The sequence below is a fragment of the Parahoeflea halophila genome, from assembly GCF_900220985.1.
Taxonomy (GTDB): Bacteria; Pseudomonadota; Alphaproteobacteria; order Rhizobiales; family Rhizobiaceae; genus Hoeflea; species Hoeflea halophila.
In genome coordinates, this window is sequence record NZ_OCPC01000001.1 from 227,692 (window position 1) to 242,280 (window position 14,589).

Genomic DNA, 14,589 nt, shown 5'->3' on the forward strand with positions numbered 1-14,589 from the left:
AATGGATGACGGCCAACGCCTCTTAGTCACCCTTGAAGCTCGCGTGAACAAGTATGAGCGCGACCTGGAGCGTGCGCACGGCAAGACCGGTAAGAACTTCCGTTCGATGCGAAAGGAAGCCGAGAAGGCCGGAACAGGCATTGAGAAGGCTATGAACGGCGCTTCTAAGTCACTTTCGGCGTTCGGCAAAGGCTTGATCGGTGGCGTCGTCGGCGGGTTAGCTATCGGCGGGCTTGATCAGATCATTTCCCGCGTCGGCGACGTCGCGAAAGGCGTTGCGAACATCGGCAGCGAAGCTAAGCGTGCCGGTCTCAGCAGCAAGGCGTTTCAGGAACTCAAGTTCGTCGCGGAACAGAACCGGATTGAGGTTGATGCACTTGTCGATGGCATGAAGGAACTCAGCCTTCGCGCCGACGAATTCATCACCACCGGCAAGGGCAGCGCCGCCGATGCATTCCAGCGGCTTGGCTTTTCGGCACAAGAGCTGAAGCGGAAGCTTGCTGACCCTTCGGCTTTGCTGGTCGAAATCATCGGCAGGCTTGAGCAACTGGACAAGGCCGCGCAGATCCGCATCGCCGATGAAATCTTCGGCGGCACGGGCGGCGAGCGGTTCGTCGCCCTGATCGATCAGGGCGCGGAAGGCATTCGCCAGACCATCAAGGAAGCGAACGACCTTGGCCTTGTCCTCGATGAGGACATCATTCGCCGCGCCGATGAGATTGACCGGAAGTTCTCGAAAATTGCCCAGACAGTCGGAACGGCTCTGAAGGGCGCAATCGTCGAAGTGGTTAGCGCCATGAGCGATTGGCTCGACCGCCTCAATAAGGTCGAAGAACAGACAGACCGCAACATTCAGCGCCGCCTCGCCGAAGTCTATGCACAGCGCCAAGAGGTTCAGGAGAATCTTGCCGGTGCGACCAATGACCGGCAACGCGGTTTGTGGGCAAACCAGCTTCGGCAACTCACCGAAGAGGCCTTGAAGCTTCGCGACATTCTCGACCGGCGCACCGGCTACGATGAGAATTTCATCTACAAGACCGGCAAGGACGCCAAGGGCGCAACATCGCCGGTCAGAGATCTCAATGACGCTCTATCTGGCACCGGCAGCACTGCCAGTAAATCGGTTTCGGGCATAAAAAATTATGCCGACGCGATTCGAGCGCTGAAGAATGAAATCCCTGAGCTGGCGGCGAACTTGCGCGACCTGGATGCCAAGGCCCGCATTGATGAAACCTACCGGATAGCGCTTGCCAAAGCTCAAGGGCAGCGGGAGGTGGCCCTTGCCAATGAAATGCGCGGTCAAGCGCTCGCGTCTCTTTCGATCCGGTCCGCTACCGACGACCCGGCGAACTACCTATCGACCCTCCTCGCCAAAGGACGCGGTGCGGACAGCATCAACGGCATGGCCGGTGAGTTCCGCGAGAAGCTGGCGAAAATGATTGCGTCCATGCCCGACGATCTCAGGGGCATGGTGACAATCAATTCGGGCTTCCGATCGATCGAAAGGCAACAGCAGCTTTGGCTTGCTGCATTGAAGAAATACGGCTCACCGGAAGCCGCTCGCAAGTGGGTGGCCCCTCCTGGCAACTCGCAACACAACAAGGGCAACGCAGCCGATCTTGGTTATGGAAACGACCGGGCTCGGGAATGGGTTCACGCCAACGCCAATCGCTTCGGCCTGTCCTTCCCGCTCAGCAATGAGAATTGGCACATTGAGGATTCGAATGCGCGAAGTGGTCAGGTTGCCGCTGAAATCGAGCGCCTGACCTCGGCAGCGAAATCGCAATCAGACGCATACAGACAGATCATCTCCGGCGCTCGCGACCATACGGCGGCACAACGGACCGAACAGCAGGCTCTTGGTATGTCTGCCCAGCAGGCGCAGGCGTTCCGCTATGAACAGCAGATGCTCGCACAAGCCCAACGTGAAGGTATCTCCCTGACGGCGCAGCAGCGACAGGAAATCGCACAGTTGGCGCAGGGGATGGCGAGAGCGGACGCTAGCGTTGAGCTATATGCCGCGTCGCAGGAACAGGCTGGCAAGGTGTCTCAGTTCTTCGGTGAGCAAGCCGTAGATGCGCTGAGCGGACTTCTCACCGGCACCATGACCGCCGAACAGGCACTCAAGCAGCTTCTCCAAACTTTGATCCGGGCAACCCTTCAAGCCGCTATCCTTGGCGAAGGTCCGCTTGCCGGATTGTTTGGCGGCGGCAGCAAGATGGAAATGCCATCGGCAGGTGGCGGCGGCAAGAAGGGCTTCGGCTCACTGTTCGGTGCTTTGCTTGGCTTCGCGGATGGCGGACCTGTTCGCGGTCCCGGTAGCGGGACCAGCGACAGCATCCCGGCCCGGCTTTCAAACGGTGAGTTCGTCGTGAACGCCAAGGCCACCGCCAAGAACCGGGCGCTACTTGAGGCGATCAACAGCGGTCACGTCGCCAGCTTCGCAACCGGCGGGCTTGTCGGCAATGTTCCGGCCCTCGCCCGGCCCGACCTCGCGAGCGCCAATGGTAGCGCGAGCGGTGATCAGGCGATTTCCATCAACGCCCCGATCACTGTCAACGGATCGGCGGGCACGCCCGAACAGAACGAAGATCTCGCCAAGCGCATGAGGCGCGAGATGGAGGGCACCATGCGCGGACTGGTTGTCGACGAACTACGGCAGCAAATGCGTCCCGGAAACACCCTAAGCCGCCGATGAGCATGAGAGGATTATTTTCCTTGAAGTCGAGGACCGACTCATCTACACTAAGTAACTAGTCAATCAATGGAGTTGAAATGCCAACCGAAGTCATCCGTATTCCTGCCGAACGCCACGCCCAAATCAGGGAGCTTGCCAAGCGGCGAGACCAGACCATCGCCGAATGTGTCGGCGAGCTCATAAGCGCAGAACTTGATCGCACGGGCTTGATCGAAACCATCGGCCTTCCACCATTTGAGACAGTGCCCCTTGAAAACGGGAACGTCCATTTCGCTGGTCCGATGGGGGTATTCAATTGGAGCAAACCCACATCAAGATCGGTCGCTAATTCTTTCGAAGAGTTCGCGAAACCAGCAAATCGAGAAGCCGCCGAGTTTAATGTCGATGCAGACATCAAGCTCCATCGTGTCGGAACCTCGGTGAAGATCGAGAACACGGATACAGGTGCTTCGGTCATTGTCGCACCACTGGTCGCCAAAGAAATTGCACGGCTTTTGCGAAAGACCGCCGCTTAACCGCTATAATAGCAAAAACGGACCGGCTGCCGCTGCAAACAGGAGGCCGGTCCGTTTTTCAATTGCACCCATCCAAAGGCATTTACGTGGGCACTTCAAATTATAGCCATTCCGCCACCGGAATGCACCAAGAAAATCAGGAAATATTTCCTACATCGTCGCCCCGGCGAGCTGGACGTGATGACAAAAAGGTAAACCTTGGACGCGTGAAATCACCCTATCGGGATGCTCGTTTTCGCCAGCGTTTCCAAGGCGTCGAGCGTTCCGGCGATACGGGCACCGGTGCGAGGACTTCAGTTACCGACGTTGTTAGGTCCTCTCCCCCTACCCCTACCCCAGCACATCAGGCTCACAACACCACGACCAACGAACAAGCAGCAGCAACCGACACACCCGCCGCAACGGAACCGCTCACCGACAAGGAACAGGCCCGCACGAAACGGTTCTGGAGCCACTACGGCGCTGACACGCCTTTCCTTCCCCAGCACACCACACCCGCCCCTTGGCGCGACCTGAGCGACGTTGCACGCCTTGAGCAGCTTCATTACGCCGTGGCGAGCTTCGGACCGGCAACCGCGTTCACGCTCAATCTCTCGCCGGAAGTGGAAGCCCAGGTTCGCAAAGAGTCGAAGGCAGCGAAGTGGATTTCGGCCCGCATCGCACGGCGTCTCTTCGAAGCCCTTGGCCGGAAAGTCGACTTCTGGTTTGCCTTCGAGATCACCGAAGGCCATCGGCAGCGCCTTCACCTTCACGGCGAGATTGCCGGGCTTGAGGACACCGATTACTCAGCCGTGCGCAAAGCCCTCAGATTGGCCGCTGGCGAGTGGAAGCAGGTTCGACAGCATCAAGCCCACCTCAAGCCCGCAAGCATTGTATGGGCAAACTACGCGGCAAAGCACTCATTCACCGTTCGCCCGCACAAAGGACGCTTTGCGATCCTTTCCCGTCCTATTTCCGGTGATTGGTATTTCGCGACCAACAACCTTCGGAGCACGGCGAAGGAAATCTACACTTTCCGGCGCGCTGAAGTGCTCAAGCAACAGCTTGAACCGCGTGAATCGACAGCTTCACAGTAAGCGCTTACTTATTGTTTTAATTGAATATTTATTGTTGACGTGAGATTCTTCGGCGGCTTATCGTGGTGCAAATCAACCCGATGGAGCACCGCATGCCAGCCACCAACATCTATTTTCACACCGATGCCTATCACGCTGCCCTTGATCGCCTTGAGAGCATAGCCCGCGCCTTTGATCCCGCCGCGCCGGTTTGCCTTCGCAGCGAACTCATCGAAGCCCTTGGCGACCTGAGCATCTGGCCTATCGAGATTTTCTCCGGCGAGGATGAAAGCGAAATTATTTTGGCTTCATGACTTGCATATTTCTTCCCGTTGCGTTACTTTCTGAATGCAACACAACGGCAACGGAACTTAAGCTTATGGCGAAGTCAGTAGCACAACGAGCGCGAGAACACCGGCAACGGCAAAAGGAGAAAATGCGCGAGGGGCTTTTGGAAGCATCCAAATTACCCGATTACGCAATCACGTCCTTCGAAGAGTTTGTCGGTAATCGCTCTCTGGAATTCTACGAGAACCTTGACGCGTTTGGTGTCGACGTTTTGGGCAGTGAACTTAACGAGGCAAAGCAAGAGTTTCGAAGCGAGTTTGAACGCGACGAACCGCTAACCGCGATGCAACGTGCCGAAGGTCTGGCCAACGTGTTCATTGATGCAGCAACCGAACTCGCGGCTCTCATCAACGCCTACAAGTTGGAAGAGATCGAAACAGCGATAAATGACGCAGAAGTCCGCAGCGCCAATCTACCTCGCGGCGACGTGGAAGCGCTGAAGGCCTCTTTTGCTGAGATTGAACACTTGAAAGCAATCCAGTCACAACTGCGCAGGCCGACCCGACATACGATGGCGACTTTCCGCGCAAAACAGGAATGAAGAATTCTGCCGGTTCGGCTTCGGCGTCCAAACTTCAGACGAACCGGCAGCAATAGCGAGGCAGGCGCTTTCCTGCCATCACACAAGGAGAATATCTTACATGAACACCAACTATACCACCACCCCCGCTGATGGCGCAGTCTGGACCGAAAAGGAAATGTTCCAACACTTCCTGAACATGACACTCAAGGACTATGACGCCTTCGGCAACATCGTAAATGAGTATGAACCCGACACCCTACTCAGTAGCGCCGGTGGATATGAAACCCTTGAAGACTTTTTGGATCAGATCCTCGATGATTTCAGCGAATTCGAAGGGCCGGAAACGAGGCTGGATAACATGATTATGGACATGGGGGCTTACATCTCCGCGCTTCGGAAAGTTCGCGCCGCATTCCGCTCCCTAAAACAGCATCACATCATCATTCCACCGGAGCCCGATGAAACCGTTGACGGTGCAACTTGGGAAGCATGGGATCGCGCTGCATACGAGGCGGAGAAAAATCCGCGTTTTCGACCCGTGGGGCTCCAACCCTTGGCAGATGACAGTGTTGATTTCGTCGAGCCCGGCGACAGCCCTGCACCGGAACCCGATTTCGAGGACATGACCGAAGCAGACGAAGAATCAATCCGGGGCGTAGCATAACAAAAAACGTTACCAACTCGACCGGGTGCGAACCGCTCCAAACCGAGCGATAACGAACTTCCCGCCGACGCAGATCGGCGGGAAGATTCCACCGACACTTTTTTTCACGGCTCACTGTGCTATGCCTCAACGATCAACGAGAGATTCTTATGACCAATCCCGCTTCAGAACTGATCCAGACCGCCAAGGGGAAAAAGTTCAAGACCATTCTTGCTGACCCACCTTGGCAGTTCGTGAATCGAACAGGCAAGGTTGCGCCAGAGCATCGCCGCTTGAGCCGTTACGGCACAATGTCTCTTCCGGAAATTCAGGAGCTACCGGTAGCAGATGTAGCTGACACTACCGCACATCTGTATCTCTGGGTTCCAAACGCCTTGCTGCCGGAAGGCTTGGAGGTAATGAAGAGCTGGGGTTTCAACTACAAGACAAATCTCATCTGGCACAAGATTCGTAAGGACGGTGGATCGGACGGCCGTGGCGTTGGCTTCTATTTCCGCAATGTCACGGAGATCATACTCTTTGGCGTGCGCGGCAAAAACGCTAGAACTCTTGATCCTGGCCGGACACAAGTCAACTATTTGGCTACTCGGAAGCGGGAGCATTCTCGCAAGCCCGATGAGCAATATGACCTGATCGAAGCGTGCTCGCCCGGTCCATACCTTGAAATGTTTGCAAGGGGGACACGGCCAAAGTGGACTGTGTGGGGAAATCAGGCTGACGATGAATATCACCCAACTTGGGACACCTATAGCAACCATTCGCGCGCTGTAGCTGCCGAGTAAGGACAGGCTCGGCTATGGCCAATCAGCCACACAACCGGGCCTGATACCAATCGCTAGCACCGGGCAGCCGCCATTTCGCCCAGCATTGAGACGGTAGAGCAGCTTACCCATCCATGTTGTGCTGGCACCATATTTCCCCGCAATACCGAGATCACTAAAAACTTCATTGAGCTCGGCGCTGCGTGTTAGCAAAACAGCAGCGTCAATCGCACCAGCTTGATAGAATGCATTGAAGGCATATAGGTCTCGGTCAAACGTCTGGTCTTTGCTATTCCACTCCAGATCGAAGGCAACCTTGTTCTTCACGTAGTCAATTTTATGACCGTCAAGAAATCCTTCCCGCACCAGTGTGCTATCACGCTCAGCTGTTACCGGTTTTCCAGACTTTGTTATGCGAACTACCTCTCGCCAAATAAGCTTAACGTGCAAGTCGCCCCTGATAACCGTCTCATGCCAGTTAAAAGGCCTCAAACAAGCGCTTATCGCCTTGGGGATGCGCGATTCGTTTCCACCCCCTTCGGTGATCATTTCCTTGGTAATAGAGAATTTATCTAGTGCGTCGAGAAGTTCTGCCCATTCCGTGGGATGAGTTTCAGCTAAAATAACTACTGCGTTTTTGTAACTGAAAAAATCATAGCGGGAACGAAGTGCTTCAGGCACTCGGGCATCAACGAGTGATTGCGCATCCGCCAGAGATGGCGATAGCGATGTGTCACCCTCTTCTTCCTGTAGTTCTTCTTCGTTGCTCATGAGCCCACCCGTCCCTCGTTATTGCAACACTAACTGATTCTTAATCTTCGATAAGCGTGTTTGGTGACGCCGACACAACTAAAGATATCAGTTGGAGTCCCTGCACTACGAAAAATGCCTGAATCCAAAAACGTCACAAAAAATCGCTCGTCACAATGTCACAAATTGCATAAACTGAATGTATTACAATGATAATTAAATCAATACTTTAAAGAGAGTAACGATGAGAGAAATGAAAATTCGAGTCTCTCATCGCCCACCATTGTTCCCCTGACGCACCTGGAATTCTTTGACTGTACGTGTTGCAGGCACCGTTGCCTGCGGGCGGCTGTGGTCAGCGCCGGTTTTGCTGAGAAGCTGACACGCTGGACAGCTCTCCTGTGCAAGGCAGCATCACGGGCACTCTCGCCATCGCGCAGTTTGACCGGCTTTACAGCAAGCAGCCGCCATCAGTCTGGACGGCAAACCCGGCAACCGACCAGCACAGCATGCTCTGGATCAATCCACTTTTGCGGGGCCGGCCATGGTCAGCAACACCCCGGCACGGCAAACCTCGTTCAACCTGCTGCGCGTTTCTGTGCGCGCGCCAGAACGCCGCCGGTCGCCGGCTCGCTGACGCCGGTGGTCCCGGGATAGGTCAGCGGCAGGCCTGCAACCGAGCGCACCGCCAGCCAGGCCCAGGCCTCAGCTTCCATCGAATCGCCATTCAGCCCGGCTTCTTCGGCGAGAATCACCCTGCCCGTGTGCCGCGTGGCAACCGTCAGATCCTCGACGATCATCCGGTTGTGACGCCCGCCGCCGGTCAGGATCCATAGCTTCGGCTTTTCCGCAAGATGCGCCTGCGCCTTGGCAATGGCGGCAGCGGTGACAAATGCCAGCGTCCGTGCGCCATCCTCAAGCCCGGCTTCGGAGTCGTCCGGCAAGGTGAAATCATTGCGGTCAAGCGACACCCGGTGTTTGGCGGTGAAGAACGGTGAAGAAAGGTAGCGGTTGGCAAGCCCTGAGAGCACCCGCCCCTCCGATGCGATCGCGCCGGCTGAATCATAGGGAATGCCGGCATGTCGCTGCACCCACTGATCAATCAGCGTATTGCCAGGGCCGCTGTCGAAGGCCCTCAGCTCACCATCGCAACCGATATAGGTAATGTTGGAGATGCCGCCGATATTGACGAAGACCACCGGCATCTCTTCCGCCCACTCGTCACCCAGTCCTGCCGCAAGCGCGCGGTGATAGGCCGGCACCAGTGGCGCCCCCTGCCCGCCCAGCGTCATGTCACGGGCGCGCAGATCATGGACCACATCGATTCCAAGCCGGGCTGCAAGCCGCTCGCCATCACCCAGCTGGACGGTCAGCGCCTCCAGCGGACGATGCAGCACGGTCTGGCCATGAAAGCCGATCACGTCGACATCGGGTGTGGACAGGCCTTCCCTGGCGAGAAATTCCTCAACGGCTTCCGCGTGACGGTCAGTGAGCTCGGTTTCCAACTCCGCCAGATCGCCGGGCCGCTCGCCGCGTGCCCTGATGCTCCTGGCTGTCTCAAGCGCCGCCTCAAGGCGTTTGCGGAACGCCGCGTCATAGGCGGCAAACGACGACGCCCCGCGCCTGACGATAATGTCGCCATCGGTTTCCAGCATCGCCAGATCGATGCCGTCCATCGACGTGCCGCTCATCAGCCCGATGGCCCGTTTGATTTGAACCGTCTTGTTCATAGTCATCGTCCCGGTTGAAGTCAGCCTTCGGAGGTGCCCGCAAATTCAGCGAGCCCTGCCTGGCCTGTCTGTGAAGCCGTTGCATTTGCAGCCATTGCCGCGGCCGCAAACGGCTCTGGTTGAATGCTCAGCGCGCTGATGGTAAAGCCCCCGCAGGGTGCCCGCTTTGACGAGGCACCCGTATTTGTTTGCGGTATTTCCGTCATGAGTTCAAGGTCAGTGACATGTCAGCCTTCAAGTCCGATTTCCTGCGCATTCTTTCCGAACGCGGGTTCATTCACCAGTCCTCCGACGAAACAGGTCTTGATGACTTGTTCCGCAACGAGATCGTCACTGCCTATATCGGCTTCGATCCGACCGCACCGAGCTTGCACGCAGGCGGCCTGATCCAGATCATGATGCTGCACTGGATGCAGAAGACCGGTCATCGTCCGATTGCGCTGATGGGCGGCGGTACCGGCATGGTCGGCGATCCATCGTTCAAGGATGAGGCCCGCAAGCTTCTCACTCCCGAACTGATCGACGAGAACATCGCCGGCATCAAGTCGGTGTTCTCCAATTACCTTGATTTCGGCGACGGTCCGCAGGATGCGGTGATGGCCAACAATGCCGACTGGCTGATGGGCATCAACTACGTCGAATTCCTGCGCGATGTCGGCCGGCATTTTTCGGTTAACCGAATGCTGGCATTCGATTCGGTCAAGACCCGGCTCGACCGCGAGCAATCGCTTTCGTTCCTTGAATTCAATTACATGATCCTGCAGGCCTATGACTTCGTCGAGCTCAACAAGCGCTACGGCTGCCGCCTGCAGATGGGCGGATCTGACCAGTGGGGCAACATCATCAACGGCATCGACCTCGGTCACCGGATGGACTGTCCGCAACTCTACGCCTTGACCTCGCCGCTGCTGACCACCTCATCCGGCGCCAAGATGGGCAAGTCGGCCAATGGCGCAGTCTGGCTCAATGCGGACATGCTCGGCGCCTATGATTTCTGGCAGTATTGGCGCAACAGCGAGGACGCCGATGTCGGCCGCTTCCTCAAGCTCTACACCACCATGCCGCTTGATGAGATCGCCAGGCTTGAGGCACTGGGCGGGGCAGAGATCAACGAAGCCAAAAAGATCCTGGCAACCGAGGTGACGGCCATGCTGCACGGCCGGGCAGCAGCCGAACAGGCTTCGGAAACCGCCCGCAAGACTTTCGAAGAAGGGCAGACAGCCACCGATTTGCCGACGATTTCGGTGTCGGCCTCTGATCTTGATGCCGGCATCGGACTGCTGGCCCTTTTCGTTCAGGCCGGACTGGCAAGCTCCAACGGGGAAGCCCGCCGTCACGTCAAGGGCGGCGCGATCAAGCTCAACGACGTCCCTGTCACCGACGACAAGACGCTGGTCGATGCGGGTTATCTCAATGATGACGGCGTCATCAAGCTGTCGCTGGGCAAGAAGAAGCACGTTCTGGTGCGACCGCAGTGAGAACCTGTATCCCGGTCCGGGACGACAAGACCGCCTCATCCCTGGGGGCGGGCGGTCTCTTACGGCCGGAATTCGAAGATTGACCGGAACACTCCGGGCGCGATGACCGACAACGGGTTGACGTTCAGCTGCGGCGAAGCGGTCTTGCCGGTCAGCCGGAAGGTGATGCCGATTAAGCCCCGGTCGCGCCCGTTGCCCAGAAGCACGCCGATGATGGGCAACTCGCTGAACAGCCGGTTGACTCCATAGGCCGGCATGAAGGTCCCGGTCAGGTCGATCTGATCCTTGGAGTCATAGATCTGCCCCTGAAACGATGCGCCGATTTGCGGGCCGCGAACGACGCCTTCGCTGACATGAAGCTCTCCATTACCGGCCACCAGACGCGCACTGGCGACCTCGAACCTGGCCTCGGAAACATCGATATCTGTCTTCACTGCATCCCTCAGGCTGCGGCCATCACTCGGGCTCGGCGTGGACACCAGCGATCCAAGGCGCGGCTCGCCCACCACCACAAAATTGCGTATATCAACCGAGCCGCGCCGGAACGGACCGTCCTGACGCTTGAGCCGGACATTGAGCAAACCGCCGCGAATGCGCGAATAGATGCCGGCAAAGCGCGCAAAGGCACCGGCATCGCCGCTGGTGACCTCTATGGTCTCCCCCGCCGCGCCGCCGGAGATCGCCATCACCACAGCCTGCCCGCTTTCGGTGACGGCCTTGAAGTCAAGCAGATCGATCCGGTCGCCCTGGCCCTTGTAGCTCACACTGCCCGATGACAGTCGCTCGTCCGAATAACCATACATCGCATCGACACTGCCAGAGACTTCGACCCGCACTGAAGCGCTACTCTCCCCCGACGCCCTCTTGCCGGCAGATTTTGCCAGCGCGATGACCGGGCGCAGATCGACCGATTTGCCGTCGACCTTGACCTGGTAGCCCTTTCCCTTCCGGGTGATATCGGCCTGGTAGTCATCGCGCGATGACAGCGCGATGCGGCCGAACCTGGCGCGTTCAAGCTGCCCCCCGTTCAGCGTCACCTCGCCCGAGGCGGAGAACCCCTCTCCCGACAGTTTCAGATCCGTGAGCCTGGCGATGTCGCCGTCGGTCTCCATCACGAAGTCGAGCTTTGCGGCAATGCCCTCGCCCTTGACCCAGCCGATGCCCGGCACTGTCAGCTCTGCTGCAGTCAAATCGAGACTGATGATCTGCCGCGCGCTGTCCTCTGTATCAACCTCGAGTGTGAAACCGATGGGGCCGGAGAACAGAGCGCCGCTGCCCGGCGCGATCTTTTCCCGGTCCTCGGGACTGAGCGTTCCCGACAGGATGCGCTGGGGAACCACCTCTGCCTTGGTGTCCACCGGCTGGATGATGTCGAGCGTCATCGGCGCACCGTCGACCAGCGCATCGACCTTCAGCACCGCCCGTTGCGGGGTCACCTGCAGATTGCCGTCCATGCCGGCCAGCGCCCGGCCCTCCACCGGCTTTGCAATATCAACGCCTTTCATGTCGAGATTGACGTTCCAGTCCGGCGGCGGAGGCGATTGATCGTTGATCAGCCCGAACCGTGCCGTCACCGTCGATGAGATCTCGCCGCTCAGCTCCGAGGGCTGAAGCCCGATCTTGTCGAGCGCATCGATCGGATGATAGCTGATCAGCTCCGCAACAGCATCGGCCTGGCCCCGTACCGACATCGACAATTCTGCCATCAGCGGGCGTTCGTTGGCGCGCGGGATCAGAAACTCCGCATCGCTCACATCGACGGTTCGCCCGGTCGGGAAAAACGCTGTCGCCGAAGCGATGTGGAAACCGATCCTCGAGCCTCTGAGTTGCATGTGTCCGACTGTATCGCGCAACGGCGGGATTTCTCCGGCAACATTCATTCGCGCGCGCTCGATGTCGAAATCGATCTGCAGCTGGTCTTCCGTGAAGAAGACATCCTCATTGGGCTTGTAGTGGCCGGCCGGTGCCGCCAGCTGGATGCGGGCATTGCGCACGGTTCCGCCGTAAAGGTTCTCGAGTACCCATTGCCGCGCCCGTTTTCCAACCCAATAAGGCCAGAGCTGTTTCACTGCGGCCGTCGACATCCGCTCCGCCTGCGCAACCAGGTTGATCTCGGGTGAAATCCCTTCCACGAACCGCCAAGACGCGGAGCCGAACATGGCACCCTGCGCCGAGGCGACGGTCAGCTCGTCAGCCACGAGTTTCCGGTTGGCTGCGTCAAACCAACCAAAGGCCTTGCCGGCAAACGGGATCGGCGCCTCGTCGGAATCGCCCGGTGCTGCAAGCCCCTTGTCGATGACAAAATCAAAAGCGACCCCCTCGCCGGTTTCAGCGGCAAGCCGGTCGGCATCGATCAGGCCGCCGGTGAAGGGCAGAACGGTTTCGCCGATCCGGATTATCGAGGGCGTGATCTCGATCTTGTGCATCTTGGGCATGTAGACGAGATTGACCCGCGCATCGCGCACATCTGCCTGAACACCGCCCATCGTCATGATGCCGTCAATGGCGGCGACCCTGATCGACAGGGCCGGGCTTCGTTTTTCCGTGGCGCGCCCGGCCGTGAAGGTGATCTGCAACGGCGCCGTGACGCCGTTCTGCCGGTCGCTCGGCCCTTCCGTCAGAAAATCGACCGCCAAACCGCCGATCTCGCCGGTAATCTTTGAAAGACCGGTCTCGTTCGCCCTTGCGCTTGCGGTTCCGGTGAAGTCGATCTTGCGGCCATTTCGCACAATCTCGGCCTCAACATGGTATCGCATCGCATCGTCCCGGCGCACCAGACCATTCTCGATCACCACCGGCTCGCCGACCCCGGCAATGCGGATGTCGGAGAACCGAAATGATTTGGCCTCCACGGCATCAACCTGGACCGCAACCTTGTTCAGGACCGTAAACAACTGCTCGATCATCGCATCGGTGCCGTCAACGCGAAATCCGGCGAGATCTGTCAGGTTGAAGCCATCGCCCTGCGGTGCGACCAGGTCCACCCCTCCAATCTCGACCGATGATATCGACAGTCTTCCCGCCAGCAGCGGCAGCGGATCGAGCGAAATCAGCGTGCGCGCGGCCCGGGTTGCAGGCGTTGAGCCATCAAGCCGCTCGACCACCACGTCCCCGGCCAGCAGCGCCAGCTGTCCACGGCTTGTCAGACGAACTCCCGCCGAACTCAGTTCGGCCCGGCTGCCTGGTCCGACTGCCTGCGCCAGCGCCAATTGCGCGCGGTCACGGATGAAGCCGTCGAACGTCCCGGTCTCCAGGGCACCCACGAGGCCGGCGAAAAGCAGCAGCACGAGCAGCAAGACCCCGCCGATCCACCGGAGAGAGCTCACACTCCAGTGTCGTGGATGGTGCCCGCGCACCAGAATAGCATCCTCAAAATTTGCCGACGGATATTCGTGCAACCCGATAATGTCGCGTCTTTTGAACAGAACCTTGTCTATCGGCTGATCCGGCATGGGCGTTGGGATGATATCTTTCTGTTTTGGCGGTGATTCTTCTGGACGCTCAGATGAGTGTTTATATATCGCCCGATGACAGGGTCACCTGTCAAAACGCGAATGAGCCTGCGAAAGGGATCCATGGTGAACGAAATTGTTGAAGGCGCTCAGGCACCAAAGATGAACCTGCCACGAGATGGCGGCGGAAACGTGTCATTGGCCGATCTGGCTGGTAAAACGGTGGTGTTGTATTTCTATCCGAAGGACGACACCAGCGGCTGCACTACAGAAGCACTCGACTTCACTGCCCTGTCGGACGAATTCGCGAATGCCGGCGCCGTTGTCATCGGCGTATCGCCCGACCCGGTCAAGGCCCATGACAAGTTCATCGCCAAGCACGATCTCGGTGTCATCCTCGCTTCCGATGAAGACAAGTCGGTTCTCCAAGCCTACGGCGTCTGGAAAGAAAAAAGCATGTATGGCCGCAGCTATATGGGCGTGGAGCGCTCCACATTTCTGATCGACGGCGCCGGAAAGATTGCCAGGGTCTGGCGCAAGGTCAAGGTAAAGGGCCACGCCCACGCCGTGCTCGAGGCTGTCCAGTCGCTCTGATCCGCCGTATGAACAACAAGG

The 14,589-nt window shown here is 58.1% G+C and carries 12 protein-coding genes; 9 read left to right on the forward strand and 3 right to left on the reverse strand.

Features of this window, described 5'->3' with window-relative positions; genetic code table 11:
• Position 1: 1 nt before the first annotated feature.
• The 7 genes from CRO46_RS01105 (at position 2) to CRO46_RS01140 (ending at position 6,585) form a co-directional block, all read left to right on the forward strand.
• On the forward strand, positions 2 to 2,698 hold the full coding sequence (locus tag CRO46_RS01105; RefSeq protein WP_097104193.1) for a D-alanyl-D-alanine carboxypeptidase family protein: 2,697 nt from the start codon (positions 2 to 4) through the stop codon (positions 2,696 to 2,698).
• A 77-nt stretch (positions 2,699 to 2,775) separates the two neighbouring features.
• Entirely contained in the window at positions 2,776 to 3,213 is a 438-nt protein-coding gene (locus CRO46_RS19795) for a hypothetical protein (protein WP_143438912.1), read from the forward strand.
• A gap of 206 nt (positions 3,214 to 3,419) precedes the next feature.
• Positions 3,420 to 4,289 (forward strand): hypothetical protein, encoded by an 870-nt coding sequence (locus CRO46_RS19800; protein WP_143438913.1) that lies wholly within the window; start codon positions 3,420 to 3,422, stop codon positions 4,287 to 4,289.
• Between the two features lie 92 nt (positions 4,290 to 4,381).
• A complete protein-coding gene (locus CRO46_RS01125; protein ID WP_097104205.1) occupies positions 4,382 to 4,582 on the forward strand; it encodes a hypothetical protein in 201 nt (66 codons plus the stop codon).
• 65 nt (positions 4,583 to 4,647) lie between these two features.
• A complete protein-coding gene (locus CRO46_RS01130; RefSeq protein ID WP_143438914.1) occupies positions 4,648 to 5,157 on the forward strand; it encodes a hypothetical protein in 510 nt (169 codons plus the stop codon).
• 100 nt (positions 5,158 to 5,257) lie between these two features.
• Positions 5,258 to 5,803, forward strand: a complete 546-nt coding sequence (locus CRO46_RS01135) for a P-loop NTPase family protein (RefSeq protein ID WP_097104210.1) — start codon at positions 5,258 to 5,260, stop codon at positions 5,801 to 5,803.
• Positions 5,804 to 5,952: 149 nt separating this feature from the next.
• Positions 5,953 to 6,585: an MT-A70 family methyltransferase gene (locus CRO46_RS01140; RefSeq protein ID WP_097106380.1), complete on the forward strand. Its 633-nt coding sequence runs from the start codon at positions 5,953 to 5,955 to the stop codon at positions 6,583 to 6,585.
• Between the two features lie 12 nt (positions 6,586 to 6,597).
• Here CRO46_RS01140 and CRO46_RS01145 read toward each other — a convergent pair whose 3' ends face one another.
• Together CRO46_RS01145 and CRO46_RS01150 are read right to left on the reverse strand one after the other, a co-directional pair.
• Positions 6,598 to 7,335, reverse strand: coding sequence for a BglII/BstYI family type II restriction endonuclease (locus tag CRO46_RS01145; protein ID WP_097104213.1), 738 nt, complete (start codon positions 7,333 to 7,335; stop codon positions 6,598 to 6,600).
• A gap of 557 nt (positions 7,336 to 7,892) precedes the next feature.
• Positions 7,893 to 9,044: an anhydro-N-acetylmuramic acid kinase gene (locus CRO46_RS01150; RefSeq protein ID WP_097104215.1), complete on the reverse strand. Its 1,152-nt coding sequence runs from the start codon at positions 9,042 to 9,044 to the stop codon at positions 7,893 to 7,895.
• A gap of 224 nt (positions 9,045 to 9,268) precedes the next feature.
• Between CRO46_RS01150 and tyrS the strand changes: the two genes are divergently transcribed.
• Positions 9,269 to 10,522 carry a tyrosine--tRNA ligase gene (tyrS, locus tag CRO46_RS01155; RefSeq protein ID WP_097104217.1) on the forward strand — a complete coding sequence of 418 codons (1,254 nt, stop codon included), beginning with the start codon at positions 9,269 to 9,271 and terminating at the stop codon, positions 10,520 to 10,522.
• Positions 10,523 to 10,581: 59 nt separating this feature from the next.
• Here the strand turns inward: tyrS and CRO46_RS01160 are convergent, their stop codons facing one another.
• Positions 10,582 to 13,848 carry a YhdP family protein gene (locus tag CRO46_RS01160; RefSeq protein ID WP_179758906.1) on the reverse strand — a complete coding sequence of 1,089 codons (3,267 nt, stop codon included), beginning with the start codon at positions 13,846 to 13,848 and terminating at the stop codon, positions 10,582 to 10,584.
• Between the two features lie 252 nt (positions 13,849 to 14,100).
• On the opposite strand from CRO46_RS01160, the gene CRO46_RS01165 reads away from it, so the two are divergent.
• Positions 14,101 to 14,568 (forward strand): peroxiredoxin, encoded by a 468-nt coding sequence (locus tag CRO46_RS01165; protein ID WP_244577737.1) that lies wholly within the window; start codon positions 14,101 to 14,103, stop codon positions 14,566 to 14,568.
• The last annotated feature ends 21 nt before the right edge of the window (positions 14,569 to 14,589 follow it).